14 protein-coding genes are annotated in these 13,910 nt (G+C 58.9%); 9 read left to right on the top strand and 5 right to left on the bottom strand.

All coding sequences use genetic code 11. The features are described from left to right. The first annotated feature begins 17 nt into the window (after nucleotides 1-17). From QQJ84_RS03575 to QQJ84_RS03585, 3 genes are read left to right on the top strand one after another with little or no spacing between them, the layout of a single operon-like run. Nucleotides 18-1,103 carry a Rieske 2Fe-2S domain-containing protein gene (locus tag QQJ84_RS03575; RefSeq protein WP_284256630.1) on the top strand — a complete coding sequence of 362 codons (1,086 nt, stop codon included), beginning with the start codon at nucleotides 18-20 and terminating at the stop codon, nucleotides 1,101-1,103. Between the two features lie 53 nt (nucleotides 1,104-1,156). Then, nucleotides 1,157-2,689: an amidase gene (locus QQJ84_RS03580; protein WP_284256631.1), complete on the top strand. Its 1,533-nt coding sequence runs from the start codon at nucleotides 1,157-1,159 to the stop codon at nucleotides 2,687-2,689. Nucleotides 2,690-2,728: 39 nt separating this feature from the next. Continuing rightward, nucleotides 2,729-3,034: a hypothetical protein gene (locus tag QQJ84_RS03585; RefSeq protein WP_284256632.1), complete on the top strand. Its 306-nt coding sequence runs from the start codon at nucleotides 2,729-2,731 to the stop codon at nucleotides 3,032-3,034. 87 nt (nucleotides 3,035-3,121) lie between these two features. Here the strand turns inward: QQJ84_RS03585 and QQJ84_RS03590 are convergent, their stop codons facing one another. Continuing rightward, on the bottom strand, nucleotides 3,122-5,242 hold the full coding sequence (locus QQJ84_RS03590; RefSeq protein ID WP_284256633.1) for an oxidoreductase: 2,121 nt from the start codon (nucleotides 5,240-5,242) through the stop codon (nucleotides 3,122-3,124). A gap of 639 nt (nucleotides 5,243-5,881) precedes the next feature. Between QQJ84_RS03590 and QQJ84_RS03595 the strand changes: the two genes are divergently transcribed. From QQJ84_RS03595 to QQJ84_RS03620, 6 genes are all read left to right on the top strand, one after another. Next, the gene (locus QQJ84_RS03595) at nucleotides 5,882-6,940 is read left to right on the top strand and encodes an acyl-CoA dehydrogenase family protein (protein ID WP_284256634.1); all 1,059 of its coding nucleotides are present in this window, start codon (nucleotides 5,882-5,884) and stop codon (nucleotides 6,938-6,940) included. After that, nucleotides 6,937-8,115: an acyl-CoA dehydrogenase family protein gene (locus tag QQJ84_RS03600; protein ID WP_284256635.1), complete on the top strand. Its 1,179-nt coding sequence runs from the start codon at nucleotides 6,937-6,939 to the stop codon at nucleotides 8,113-8,115. The genes QQJ84_RS03595 and QQJ84_RS03600 overlap by 4 nt, the downstream gene beginning before the upstream one ends. A 3-nt stretch (nucleotides 8,116-8,118) precedes the next feature. Further along, complete coding sequence (locus QQJ84_RS03605; protein ID WP_284256636.1) at nucleotides 8,119-8,634, top strand: MaoC family dehydratase; 516 nt, start codon at nucleotides 8,119-8,121, stop codon at nucleotides 8,632-8,634. After that, nucleotides 8,609-9,262 carry a nuclear transport factor 2 family protein gene (locus tag QQJ84_RS03610; RefSeq protein ID WP_284256638.1) on the top strand — a complete coding sequence of 218 codons (654 nt, stop codon included), beginning with the start codon at nucleotides 8,609-8,611 and terminating at the stop codon, nucleotides 9,260-9,262. The genes QQJ84_RS03605 and QQJ84_RS03610 overlap by 26 nt, the downstream gene beginning before the upstream one ends. A 271-nt stretch (nucleotides 9,263-9,533) precedes the next feature. Beyond that, complete coding sequence (locus tag QQJ84_RS03615) at nucleotides 9,534-10,016, top strand: Lrp/AsnC family transcriptional regulator (protein ID WP_284256639.1); 483 nt, start codon at nucleotides 9,534-9,536, stop codon at nucleotides 10,014-10,016. Nucleotides 10,017-10,024: 8 nt separating this feature from the next. After that, a complete protein-coding gene (locus QQJ84_RS03620) occupies nucleotides 10,025-10,528 on the top strand; it encodes an Lrp/AsnC family transcriptional regulator (RefSeq protein WP_284256641.1) in 504 nt (167 codons plus the stop codon). A gap of 71 nt (nucleotides 10,529-10,599) precedes the next feature. Here QQJ84_RS03620 and QQJ84_RS03625 read toward each other — a convergent pair whose 3' ends face one another. From QQJ84_RS03625 to QQJ84_RS03640, 4 genes are read right to left on the bottom strand one after another with little or no spacing between them, the layout of a single operon-like run. Next, nucleotides 10,600-11,361 carry an SDR family NAD(P)-dependent oxidoreductase gene (locus QQJ84_RS03625; RefSeq protein WP_284256642.1) on the bottom strand — a complete coding sequence of 254 codons (762 nt, stop codon included), beginning with the start codon at nucleotides 11,359-11,361 and terminating at the stop codon, nucleotides 10,600-10,602. Next, the gene (locus QQJ84_RS03630) at nucleotides 11,358-12,158 is read right to left on the bottom strand and encodes a CoA-transferase subunit beta (protein WP_284256643.1); all 801 of its coding nucleotides are present in this window, start codon (nucleotides 12,156-12,158) and stop codon (nucleotides 11,358-11,360) included. Before QQJ84_RS03630 ends, QQJ84_RS03625 begins: the two co-directional genes overlap by 4 nt. 7 nt (nucleotides 12,159-12,165) lie before the next feature. After that, nucleotides 12,166-13,062, bottom strand: coding sequence for a CoA transferase subunit A (locus tag QQJ84_RS03635; protein ID WP_284256644.1), 897 nt, complete (start codon nucleotides 13,060-13,062; stop codon nucleotides 12,166-12,168). A 6-nt stretch (nucleotides 13,063-13,068) separates the two neighbouring features. Then, entirely contained in the window at nucleotides 13,069-13,887 is an 819-nt protein-coding gene (locus QQJ84_RS03640) for an alpha/beta fold hydrolase (RefSeq protein WP_284256645.1), read from the bottom strand. Between the last annotated feature and the right edge of the window lie 23 nt (nucleotides 13,888-13,910).

Consider the following 13,910-nt stretch of genomic DNA (forward strand, 5'->3'; position numbering starts at 1 on the left):
AAATTTGGAGGTATCACATGTCCGACGTTCACAAGAGCGATGCCACTGATGCCCGCACGCCGTCAGTTGCGGTTTGGCAGGTGCTTGAAAAACTTAAAGGGCAGGAGTTGATCGACTGGAGGCTGGCCGAAACCACGGGCCGGGCGTCCGTTGAGGAGCGCAATCTCAATATAGGGTTGCCGTTCGGATGGTATCCAATCGAGCTATCGGCCAATCTTGCTTGCGGCGAGGTGGAGCCCCTTCGCTATTTTTCCAAGGATCTTGCCATGTGGCGTGGCGAGAACGGTCAGGTTCATATCGTCGATGCCTATTGCAAGCATCTTGGCGCGCATATGGGGCATGGCGGAAAAGTTCATGGTGATTTGCTGGAATGTCCGTTTCATTCATGGCGTTACGATGGCGCTGAAGGTGTGGTGAAGGAAATTCCTTACGCACGCGTGATTCCGCCGCAGGTGAAGCGCAAATGCATCCGTACCTGGCATGTCACCGAGGCGAACCGCTGGATTTGGGCCTGGTATCATCCGCAGGACGCAGCACCTCTTTGGGAGGTCGCGCTGCTCCCTGAGGCCAGCGACCCGAGTTGGACCGATTACGAGGTTCATGAGTGGAACGTGTGGGGGTCGATCCAGAACATGGCGGAGAACGGCGTTGATGTCGCCCATTTTCGCTACATTCACGGCACCGCCAATGTGCCGCTCGGCGAGCTTCGTTGGGGCGAATGGGGGCGCGGTGCTGATGTGAAGGCCAAGATGGGTACTCCCTGGGGCGAGGTCGATGGCTGCATCAGCTATGACACCATGGGGCCAGGCCAGAGCTGGACGCGCTTTACCGGCATCTGTGAAACGCTGCTGGTCGCCTGTCTCGCGCCGGTTGAACTTGACCATGTTCATGTCCGCTTTTGTTTCACCCAGCCGCGGGCGCAGGCGGAAGGTGAGCGCGCCGGTGTGGCGAAGGCGATTATCCGTGATATTTGTAAGCAGTTCGATCAGGACAAGGTGGTCTGGGATCGGCAGAAATATGAAACGAACCCGATTATTTGCGACGGGGACGGCCCCATTCCGCAGTTTCGTCAGTTCTATTCCCGTTATTATCCCAAGACATGAAACGGGATCGGAATAACCGGAATTATGACCACCACCAAGACAAGGAAGCTATCATGACGCGCAGAGATATGTTGGGGACATCCGTGGCTGCGCTCGCGGCGGCCACGGCTACCACGGCAAAAGCGGATATGCAGCCGAACGCATCACCGCAGGCGGGTATTCTCGATGATTATGATGCGCTGGGACTGGCGAAACTCGTCCGCGATAAGCAGGTCACCCCGGGCGAGTTACTCGAAGAGGCCATCGCGCGCGCCGAGGCGATGAATCCGCTTTTTAATTTCATGGAACAAAAAAATTACGACTTTGCCAGGGCTGCCATCAAGCAGGGTCTGCCGCAGGGGGCCTTCACCGGGGTGCCATGGCTGCTGAAGGATTTGCACACCTACCTTGAGGGGACGGTGACCCAGAATGGTAGCCGCTTCTATAAAGGTGATGTGGCGACGTTCACCTCGGATCTGGTCAAGCGGCATGAGCAGGCCGGTTTTGTCATTTTCGGAAAGACAACCTGCCCCGAATTCGGATTGACGGGAACGACCGAAAACAAGGTGACCGGCGATACCCGCAATCCATGGAATCCTCATTATATCTCGGGCGGTTCCTCCGGCGGCGCGGCAACGGCGATTGCGGCCGGTGTTCTGCCTGCGGCTCATGCGACCGATGGCGGAGGTTCGATCCGCATTCCATCGTCGTGCTGCGGGCTTTTCGGGATGAAGCCTAGCCGTGGACGGGTGCCGATGGGACCACCTCATACGGAGGGATGGGGGGGGCTATCGGTGGAGCATGCCATCAGCCGAACTGTTCGAGATTCCGCGGCCGTCATGGACGTGACGTGGGGACTTGAACCGGGTTCGCGTTATAGCGCGCCGGCACCGGATGGCACGTTTCTCTCGCAGGTGGGGCGTTCTCCGGGCCGCCTTCGCATTGCCTTGATGGTCGCGCCGCTTTCCCATTGTCCGGTAGACCCGGAATGTGCCGCCGCCGCGCGCGCCGCGGCGCATCTTTGTGAATCTCTTGGGCATTATGTTGAAGAAGCCGCACCCGTTATCGACGTTGCGGCTCTGGGTGAGGGAGCTTTCGCTGTTATCAGTGCATCGTTGGCGGTGGAAATCGAGAACCGCGCCAAGGCAACCGGGATCGTGCCGGGGCCGGATGTTCTGGAGCCCATCACGCTTGCCTTCCTGGCTTACGGCCAGCACGTATCCGGAGCGGATTTCGTCAAAGGCAACAACGCATTCCAAGCCGCCGCGGTTGCGATGAGCAATTTCATGCAGAATTACGATGTGATCTTAACGCCAACGCTGGCTGAGCCGCCTCTGCCTCTGGGGCAGATCGGCCTTTCGCCAGGTGTTAATTTCGAGACCTGGGGCAAGCGTGCCGCTCAATTCACGCCGTTTACCCAGATTGCCAACATGACGGGGCAGCCTGCCATGTCCGTTCCGCTTTCGATGTCAAGCAAAGGGTTGCCGATCGGCATACAATTTATCGGCCGCTATGGGCAGGAAGCCTTGCTGTTCCGTTTGGCGGGCCAGCTTGAGCAGGCGGCACCCTGGAAAGACCGGCGCCCGCCTCACCTGACGGCTGCATAATTCAAGGCTGCAAGGGGCAGGGGATAGGAGCCTTCGTTGATGGCCGTATTAGCTGATTTGGCCGGGTTATTGGGGTTGGCGGGCCTTGCGGGGCTCGCTGCTATGCGCTGGCCGTGCGACAAGACAAGGGCCGGCGCAATGATCCGGCTGCTCGGCTTGCTAGGATTCGGCGGGCTTGCCGGATTGTGGATTGATGGTGCAGGTGCGATGGGCGCGGCTGGAGCATTCTCTTTGTGGAATCATCAGAATCCCCGTCTTGCCAGGCTGGGTTGGCTGGGTTGGTTGTTTCCGATTGGAAGCCTCTACATACTGGTTCATTTCCTGCATTTTCACCTCCGGCACTAGAACATGATCGCTTTAAGGGCGATCATGTTCTGACCACTTTCATAGATGACGCCTCACGGTTTAGCGACCTTCTAAAACTGGCGCGCGTTACATCGCCCTAATTTGCCCCACCGCTTTGGCTGCGCCTCGGATCGCGCCTTCGATATAGCTGACACCCGTGCAGTCCCCGGCGGTGAGAACGTTGAACCCGTCCTCGCGCAGTTGGTCGGCCAGACTGGTATCGCCGGTTGCCCCCATGGCTACGATTACATGGTTTGCTGGAAGCGAGCGAGGCTCCCCACGGGCATCGTTGAACGTAACAGCCGCCCGAGCGATGACAATGTTACTGACACCGCCATAAAGTGCCACCCCATGCTCCTTGAGTTCGGGCAGCAGACGCAGCCGGCGTACGAGCAGCAGCCCCTTGCCCAGGCGGGGCGCGGATTCGAGAACCGCCACCTGGCGGCCGCGTTCATTGAGAAATTCAGCCAGCTCGATGCCGACGAGTTCGCCGCCGATGATGACGATATTCCGCCCCAGGGGCATCCATCGGCGGCTGACCTTGCGGACAAACTCCAGCTTTGCGGTCGACCCGATCGCAGCGCCGATCTTGGTAGCCAGGCGCGTCAGGAGGTTGGTTTTGCGCTTGAGTTCCGCGGAGCTCTGGCCGAGCAGCAATTGGCGCAAATCGTCGCCGCTATAGACATGAGGCAAATGGCTGCCGGGAATCTCGGGCATGTCTCGCCGTGCTCCGGTGGCGACGATCACCACATCAGGGGCGAGCGTGCGCAACAATTCCGGCGATGCCTCCGCCTTCAGCCGCACGTCCACCGAGGAGCGGGCGATCCGGTTCTGCAGCCATTCGAGCAATCGTTCATTGGCCGGATAGGCCAAGGCGGCGAACCGCAAGGTTCCGCCCAGGAGGTTACTCTTTTCCAGCAGCGTTACATGATGCCCCGAATCGGCCAGGCGGCACGCGGCTTCCATGCCAGCGGGGCCGCTGCCTACAACAACGGCGCGTTTTCGGCCATTATGGCCCTCCGGGAGGCGCTCCCACTCGAAACCTGTTTCCGGATTGACCGCGCAGCGCACCGGCTCGCGCACATAGGCGCAGCTGACGCAGGTGTAGCAATAAATGCACGGGCGAATCCCGGCTTCTTGCCCGGCCGCAAGCTTGTTCGGCAGTGCGGGGTCGGCCAGCAATTTGCGGCCCATCGCGATGAAATCGTATTTTCCCGCGCCGATATGCGCGTCCGCGGCGGCCGGTTCAACCCGGCCCGACGCGATGACGGGGATCGTGACGGCTGCCTTGATCGCTTGCGCGGCCGGGATGTTGGTTTCAGGCTGGTGCGGAATGTTCGAGGCCGAATGCAGCTTCCCGATACCGGCATTATGATAGGAGGTGACGGTTATCGCATCGGCACCGGCGGCCTCGGCCAGACGGGCTGTCGCGATGGCTTGTTCCAGGGTAATTCCCCCTTCCTTGCCGAATTCGCAGGCGTCCAGCTTGCACCAGAGCGGAAAATCAGGCTCGGTGGCGGCGCGCACCGCCGCGATGATTTCTAGCAAAAGCCGCGCGCGATTTTCCAGCGCGCCACCATAGCGGTCGGTTCGCGTGTTGGTCTTGGGGGAGAGGAACGACGACAGCAAATAACCATGGCCGGCATGAAGCTCGATTGCATCGAAACCGGCCTTCACAGCCCTTGCCCCGGCGGCAGCGAAGCTGGCCACCACCGCATCGATATCCGCTTGCTCAAGAATCTTGAGCTGTGGCGCCTTGCCAGAAAAACCAGAGGTTTCCTCAGGAAGAAAATAATCCATGAAATCCCCCTTCAGAGCGGGCGGGGCGCAGGGCGCCCAGAGCGGTTCACCGAAGGCGTCTGACGAGTAACCAGCGACGAGTCCGCCATGATGGAGCTGCGCAGCGATTTTGGCGCCATGGCGATGGACGCGTTCGGTCAACGTGGACAGTCCAGGAAGAAAACAGTCGTCCGAAATCGCCGTCTGGTTGGGCTGCACGGCGCCAACTGGCCATCCCACGCCGGTGACGCCAGAAATGATCAGGCCGGCGCCTCCGCGCGCCTGTTCCTCGTGATAGGCAATCAGTCTTTCGCCCACCGTGCCATCGGGCTCGGAGAGGCTCACACCCATCGCGGCCACAACAATGCGGTTGCGCGTTTCCAGTGTCGCGATCCGGCCGGGAGAGAAAAGGTTGCTGTAGGTGTTCATGGCATAACCTTGCAGCCAGCGGCTGGAAGCGGGTGATTCGCATGTTTGCGCTTCATGAGCCGTTTTCCTCCTAAATGGGTTATGGCAGGCTTGCCTCAAGCCAACCCGTGCGTCAACGTGTGAATGTTGAAATTTTTTGGGTGTTTCTTATGTTCACCAAAAAAATATCGGTATTTATACTATATTTGCACATTTTTTTATAGAAAATTTACGCATTATGTGTTTTTGTGGCCAGTTAGAGTTGTGCGGATTGGGGTGTGGCGGCCATAAATGTTGGCAGCGATGCGGCGCCGATGCGCGCTTGAGACTAAAATCTTATAATTCGTAAAAAATATATCATAAGATACGCATATAATGAATTGAAACCCGATGGATACTTAGATAATACTCGTTCTGTTCGGTTTTGCGTGATCGCGCGGCGTGCCGGGGTGTTCGTTGCTCAGGCGCTCCGTTGCGGGTTGACGAGGCCGGTGTTGTGATGAACAGCCGGTTCGCCGAGCCAGGCTGCTTGCCGCAAGATGAGAGCAATATGTGATTGTGTTGAGCCGGCGGTTCAATGTCATCGCATGAAATTGCTCGCTAAAACATGGGATAGAGCGTTCATCTGCTCGATGAACACTCTACGGGAGGGGCTGCATAATGGAATTCGCATTTACGAGCGAACAGAAAATGATCGCCGAGACGGCGCGGGTTTTTTTTACCGAGAACGCGACCCGTGAACGGACGCGCCAGGCAATGGCCTGCGATGGGGTAGATTACGCGCTATGGGCCTCCTTTTGCCAGGAGTTGGGTTTCTCAGCCATAGGCATTCCCGAGAATCTGGGAGGTGCCGGATTGGGCCTTGTGGAGATGGCGATCATCGCGGAGGCCGCGGGCGCGCAAGTCGCCGCCTTTCCGATGTTTGGCTCGCTGGTGCTTTGTGCTCAGGCCATCGCCGCGGGCGGTGGTGCCGGGCAGAGGGAGGATTTGCTCCCCCGCCTGATGTCTGGTGAAACGATTGCGGCCTATGGCCATGCCGCGACTCTCGTTGACGATGGAAATGGATTGAGCGGTGAGGCGGCTTTCGTCGCGCATGGTGCCAGCGCGCGGATTTTCGTCGTCACGGGCAACAACGGCGCGTGGATCGTCAAGGCCGATGCCCCAGGGGTCAGCATTGCCCAGCTGACGACGATGGATCAAACCCGCCCTTACGCTCGTGTTGTGCTGTCGGGTGTGGTGGGTGAGCCTCTGGCGCAACCGGGCAAGGCCATTGCAGCCGCGCAACGGGCGGGCTTTGTCGCCATTGCGGCCGAGGCGCTGGGCGGCGCCCAGGCCTGTCTCGACCGGACTGTCGCCTACGCCCGGGAGCGGATCCAATTCGGCCGCTCGATTGGATCATTCCAGGCCTATAAGCACCGTTTGGCGGATATGATGATCGAAATTGAGCAGGCCCGCTCCGCGGTTTATTGGGCGGCCTGTGCGACCGATGAGGGCGCGGTTGACGCGGAGCTTGCGGCCCATGCCGCCAAAAGCTTCGCCGCCGATACCTATTTCATGTGCGCGGGCAACATGATTCAGCTTCATGGCGGCATTGGCTTCACCTGGGAGCATGATGCTCATCTGTTCTTCAAGCGGGCCCGCGCGCTCCAGAGCATGTTGGGCAATGGCGACTGGCACCGCGAACAAGTCGCGGCCATGATTTTCGGAGAAATGGCATGAAGCTCGGATTTTCAACCGGAGATGAATTGTTCCGGCAGGAATGCGCGGACTGGCTGAACGGCCAGATGTCCGGCGAGTTCAAGGACATCAAGGGCATCACCAAGCTTACCGCGAGCCCTGAACGCCGCAAGGAATGGGAGCAGCGGCTGGGTGAGGCCCGTTGGGGCTGCATCGGTTGGCCGATTGAATGGGGCGGGCGCGGCGCGACTCTGGGGCAGCAGGTGATCTTTGCCGAGGAATATGCGCGGGCCGGGGTGCCGGGGCGCGTAAACCACATTGGCGTTGAACTCGCGGGTCCGACGATTCTCGCTTTCGGTACGCCCGAACAGAAGCAACGCTTCTTGCCCAGCATTGCCAAGGGCATGACCATTTTCTGCCAAGGCTTTTCTGAACCCAATGCCGGCTCAGACCTTGCAGGCGTTCGCACCGCGGCACGGCTCGAAGGTGGCGAATGGGTGGTCAACGGTCAAAAGATATGGACTAGCCTTGCTCACATCGCGGACTGGATTTTCGTGCTTTCGCGCAGCGAGAAGGGATCGAGCGGGCCCAATGGCCTGACCTTCCTGATGATGGAACTCCGCCAGCCGGGCATTGAGGTCCGTGGGATCAAGCAGATTAATGGTGATTCCGAATTCAACGAGACCTTCTTCACCGATGCGCGCTGCCCGGCAGACAGCCTGATCGGCGCGGCGGGCGATGGCTGGCGCATCGCGATGGGGCTGCTGGCGTTCGAGCGCGGTGTCTCCACCCTGGGGCAGCAGATGGGGTTCCGCAACGAGCTGGACGAGATCATCAGGGCCGCCAAGGAAAATGGCGCAGCCAGGTCTCCGCTGATCCGCCAGCGTATCGCCAAGGCGGAAATTGGCCTGCGGCTGATGCGTTATGGCGCGCTGCGGATGCTGTCGAACGCGGATCATTCGAAGATCGACGGTGCCGCCCTTACCTACAAGATTCAGTGGGCAAGCTGGCGGCGCGGCCTCGGTGAACTGGCGATGGACGTGCTCGGCCAGGCGGGGGAGGTGACGGATACCAATGACTATGAATGGGCGGCGCTTCCCAACCTGTTTCTTTTTTCCCGAGCGGATACGATTTATGGCGGCACCAACCAGATCCAACGCAACCTGATCGCTGAGCGTGGCCTTGGTATGCCGCGCGAACCAAGAGGCGATGCGTGAGCCGTGACCGCCATCTATAACCACCCGCGTGATCTGATCGGGAAGGAAGGTACGCGTTTTGGCCCGACAGAGTGGTTAACCATCGATCAGGAGCGGATCAATCGCTTCGCCTGCGCTACCGGCGATCATCAATGGATCCATGTTGACGTGGAGCGCGCTAAAAACGGTCCGTTCGGCGGGACGATCGCGCATGGTTACCTGACCATGAGCCTGGTAGGCCGTTTTTTGCCCCAGTTGGTGGTGGTCAATAATGTTTCCATGGGCGTCAATGTCGGCGCCGACCGGCTGCGTTTCATCTCCCCCGTTCTCGTCGGGTCGCGTATCCGTGCTGTGGGGGAGATGGTCCGGGTTGAGGAGATCAAAGGCGGTATCCAGTCGGTTGTGCGCGTGACGGTGGAGATCGAGGGCAGCGACAAACCGGCCTGCGTTCTCGACATGATCAGCCGCAGCTATCCGCAGGAACATATCCGCCCAGAAACGGAAGGAGCAGGCCATGAACCAGGATACGGCACTCACTAACCTCGCGCAGCGTATCGACAGGCTCGAATCGCTTGACCAGATACGGCAGTTGGCGGCCAAATACGCCCTGGCGCTGGATATGCGCGACATGGATGCCATGGTTTCGCTGTTTCCGGAGACTGTCCGTGTGGGGCGGAATACGTCAGGCCGTTTGGCGCTGCGCGTTTTCATGGACCAAACCTTGCGTGCGCCCTTTACCGGAACTTCGCACCATATTGGGGGGCATGTCATCGAGTTTGATGATCCCGGCCACGCCCACGGCGTGGTCTATTCCAAAAATGAGCATGAGACCGGTGATGAATGGGTTATCATGCAGATGATGTATATCGATGACTACGTTCGGGTGGCGGAGCCTGACGGGCCGAGATGGTATTTTGCGCGGCGGTTGCCACTTTACTGGTATGCGTCCGATCTCAACAAGCCGCCCATAGGCGAGCACAAAATGCGCTGGCCGGGAACTGATTGGGTGGATGGGAATTTCCATAAGCTTTTCCCAAGCTACCAGGAATTCTGGGCGCGCGGCGGAGATCATGGGGGACCCGTGGCTGATCCAGCGCCTCTGGAAGGATTCCTGAAGGCGATGCGGCGCGGCACTGGCGCGCCGAAGGTGAAAGTGCGGGCCGATTAGGGGGAAACGCCGGCAGGGGCTTGCGCTGACCGTTCGCGGTGGGAGATTTCTGAGGATATACCTGTGTAAGGCGCGGGGCTGGACCGTTGATACAAGCCCGGCAGATGAAGCGAGAATTCTTGTCGCGCTGTTTCTGCGGGCATCGTTTCGCATGGTGCTGGACCAGCGGCCTGGCTTCGGTTATGGATAAAAATGGGGATTTCGTCTTTCCAGAATTGAAAATCTCAGTTAACTGTAGAGAAATTAGTTGGAATAGCATGGTCATGTGCCAATGAAATTGCGCAAAGGCAGACGTATTAGCACCGTAGGCATTGATGATGTTGATAAGGGGATTATTGATCTCCTCACGGTCAATGGCCGCGCGACGAATCAGGAAATTGCGGCGCGGCTATCGGTGACGCCTACGACGGTTTCTTCCCGGCTGAACCGCATGGAAAAACAAAAAATCATGAAGGTCGTGGCGGTAACGGATTTCGCCGCGCATGGCTTCAACGTGATCATGGCGATAGGGGTCCGGGTTGCTGGCCGGCCCGTGATGGAGGTTGCGCAGGCCCTGGCGGCGCTGCCGGAAGTGCTTAGCGTCAATATCACCCATGGCAATCATGATATTGAGATTTTGGTGGTTTTGCATGATTTTGAAGAGGTGAGTGTTTTTCTGAATGAGCATATTCGGCTCGTGCCGGGCATTGAAGAGTTAAGTCCAGGGCTGGCGGCGGAGATTAAAAAATATGAATTCAATATTGCACCATTATGACTAACCATATGCTGGACGATCTGGACCGCAAGATCATTGAAAGTTTTAGCCGCGACGGCCGGGCTTCCAACAGGCAAATTGCTTTGGAGCTTGATGTAACGGAAGGTACGATCCGTACCCGGATCAAACGTTTGCAGGCGCGCCGGCTGATTCATTTCACGGCGGTGCGCAGCTACCGTTTCGCGGGTTCGCCCAATCTGGTGTTGTTGGGGATTCATTGTGAGCAAATGAAGGTGCCGAAAATCTCCCAGGCCCTTGTTGAGATGCCTGAGATTGGGTGCGTGATCGAAATGCTCGGGCGTTACAGCATCCTGGCGATGGGGTTGTTTACCAGCCTGGAGGAAGTCCACGAAATCATTCTGGAACGTATCCGTTTGCTGCCTGGCGTGAAGCATGTCGAAAGCTCCATTGCGGTTCATAACATCAAATATCATAGCTCCATCGCCCGGATTACAAGCCGACAGATACAAGATGCCGAAAAGAACGGGGAAGACAGCGAAGAGCGGGGATGATCCGTCAAGGAAGGGCTTGTTAAGAGTTGGCGTCCCGGGGAGGCGGCGCGTCAACTTCAGGCGATTAGCCTTTAACCCGCTGTTTGTCCTCCATCCACCGGCAGGGCGATGCCCGTTATGTTGCAAGCATCCGCCGACGCCAGATAAGCAACCGCGGCGGCGATCTCCTTTGCGTCCGAAAGCTTACCGGTTTTTGGTGCCAGCCGGGAAATTTTTTGTAGATTCGCCCAGTCCGGTATGGGGGCGTTAGCGCGGATGAGCGGCGTGTCAACCGCGCCAGGGCAGATGGCGTTCACGCGCAGCCCGGCATCGGCATATTCCACGGCCAGGGCGCGGGTGAAGCCCAGCAGCCCTGCTTTGCTCGCGCAATAGGCCGCCGCGTAGGGCACCCCCTGCAGCCCCGCCGCGGAGCTGATATTAACGATATTGCCCTTGGTCTCGAGTAAAAAGGGCAGGGCCGCGCGGGTGACGTGGAAGGCCGCATTCAGATTGACATCCAACACCTTGCCCCAGCGGGCCGGGTCACATTCATGTGTGCGGTCCCAGAGCATGATCCCGGCATTGTTGACCAGCACATCAAGCCGCCCCAACGCCGCAACCGCATCCGCCACCAGCTTCATGCACTGGGCGGGGTCTGCCGCGTTATAGCCGAAGGCGAGAGCCACGCTTCCATGCGCCGCGGCAAGGGCGGTGGCGGCGGCCTGGGCCCCGGCAAGGTCCAGGTCGGCCAAGGCTGTGCTGGCCCCCTCGGCCGCCAAGCGCGCCGCCGTTGCACGGCCGATGCCCGAGGCGGCGCCGGTGACCAGCACGGCCTTACCAGCGAAGCGGATCACGCCGCGCTCTCCTGACGAATGCCCGGCGGGTCATTTTTCAGAACCGTCTTGCGTACGCTTCTGGGGTCCAGCCTGGCAATGAGCGCGAGCTGTTCCGCCGTGGGGGCCGGTGTGGTGGGGATTGTCTCGGGCCGTTCCAGCGGAAAGCCAGTATTGTCGCACACTTGCTCCAGGCTCACTCCCGGGTGAAGTGAGCGCACGCGGATGGCGTGGTTCTTGCCCCGGAAATCGAGCACCGCCAGTTCGGTTACGATCAACCGGAGGTCCAGCCCGGCGGGGAATTTGCCGCCTGGATAGCGCGCCGGATTGTAGCCCGCGGAGCAGACATAATCGACTTCACCAGCCACGAAGGCACGGGTGGTGTGCTGTGGAAAGAAGAAGCTGTTGGGATGATGGATGGAATTGCCAGGAAAGCCGCGTGCGCCCAGCATCGCCGCTTTTGGTTTGGCATGGTCGCCGATGGCGGAGATGTTGGACTGACCGAACCGGTCAAGCTGCACCGGTGCACCCATGGCATGGCGCCTGCCGCCCCATAGGCCGGAGAATACGCGCTCATAAGGCGACCAGCCCTCAACCTCCACATCGGCCACCTTCATGCCAGGGGGCAGCGGGTCGCTCGTGTACCAGCATTCGCCGTCGGTTGTGGCGAGCTTTGGGTTGAAGCTCGCCTTGGCGAGGCTTACAGCGATTCGCGGCAACGGACCGATACCGGTACCCATGACTTCACCATCATGCCGCCAGGCTTCCGCCCCCGCCACGATGAGAAGCTCGGCCAGGGAAAATTCAATATTGCTCATGTCACGCTCAATAAAATGGTTTTGGCAGGGTGGAGACGGCTTCTTCACCGCCGGCGGCGGCGAGGTAAGCAGCGCTCGGCACGTCGACGAAACTGGCGCGGTAGGCGGCCCAGGCTTCAGGCGAGGCGGCACTCTCGGTGTAGATTTTCAGATGCTTTAGGTCGAGTTGATAATCCGGTGCGGCGCTGGTGGGGTGCGCGCCGAATTTTTGCTCCGCCACGCCGGTGATGAGCGCGCGTTCGACGAGGTTGTAACGCGCATTGGCGGGCAGGTTCAGCTCGGCGGTCGGCACGATTTTCTCGGCGGTTACATACGTGGCATCCGCCGCGCGGGCGAACAGCTCGTCAAAAAACGGATCGGGCGATAGGGTGAGTACATTGCCGCGCGCATCCGAGCGATGGACATGCAGCAAGGCCGCGTCCAGCTTCAGTGCCGGAAGAGCAACAAATTCCTCGCCATCGGCGAACGGGCTGGTAACGCGATTTGAAAGTTCTGGCTGTTTTAATAAATCTGTGCCGATACCAATGCGCGTGGGCAAAAACGGCATGCGCATCGCCGCGGCGCGCAGGCCCCAATGCAGCATGCCTTCGTCCAGTTCCAGAATTTGCAATGCGCCGGCCTGGCGGGCATTACGGAAATGTGGCTCCAGCGGATAGTGATCGAGGCTAACGAAGGCGAAGATCAGTTTCCTGATCTTACCCGCAGCCGCCAGGATGCCAACATCCGGCCCGCCATAGGAGACGATGGTGAGATCCTTGAGATTGGAGCGGGCGATGGCGCGCACCAGCGCCATCGGCTTGCGCCGCGTCGCCCAGCCACCGATACCGATCGTCATGCCGTTTTTTAGCCTGCCAGCGATCTCTTCCACCGTCAGACGCTTATCCAGCGTTGTCATGTCCGTCATCTGTTTTCAGGTTCCTTGCAAAAATTCAATGGAATATGCGTTGAATTCCTTGGCGCGCTCCACCTGCACCCAATGCCCAACCTTGTTGAAGGTCATGAAACGCGCATCCTCGCATTGCTCCATGAAATAGCGCGCGCCGCTTTCCGGCAGGAACTGGTCCTGAAATCCCCAGAAGCCGAGGATGGGCATTTTCAATTCATTCAGCCGGGGTTGGAAATTGGGAGTGCGCATGCGTGCAATCACATCTTTGGGCTGCCGCCGCGCCACCTCGAAACGTTCGGCGACAAGTTCATCAGTGATGAAGCGTTCAGATTCATACATCAGATTCGTAATGAGGCGGCGTTGATCGGCAATGGTGAAATCCAAGCTGCCAAAATCGCTCTTCATTTTGGCGATGCCAGGCATTGCGAAATAAACATCCAGCGGCTCTATACAGCCAGGCGACATCAGGATCAGCCGGTCAACGAACGAGGGATGGTCCAGCGCAATCTGGATGGCGATGCCGCCGCCAAGCGAATTGCCGATAAGCGTGGCCTTTTTTACTCCGGCCTGCTGAAGGGCTTCGTACAGAGTGCTGGAGAAAAGCTGCAGAGTGTAGTCGATGCCTTCCGGCATCGAGGACTGGCCATACCCGATCAGATCAGGCAGCATAACATGAAAGCCGGCTTCAGAAAAAACCTTGTAATTTTGCTTGAAATTAGAAACGCCGCTGGCACCAGGGCCGCTGCCGTGAATGAAAACGACGGACGGGCCGGAGCCAGTTTCAGTGATATTGATCTCATAGCCGCCCGAGACGGTATATTTCTTCGCTCTAATGTCTGACATGACGTTCAATTTTCTCCATTATG

Origin of the sequence: Acidocella aquatica, from assembly GCF_030160635.1 — a bacterium.
Classification (GTDB): domain Bacteria; phylum Pseudomonadota; class Alphaproteobacteria; order Acetobacterales; family Acetobacteraceae; genus Acidocella; species Acidocella aquatica.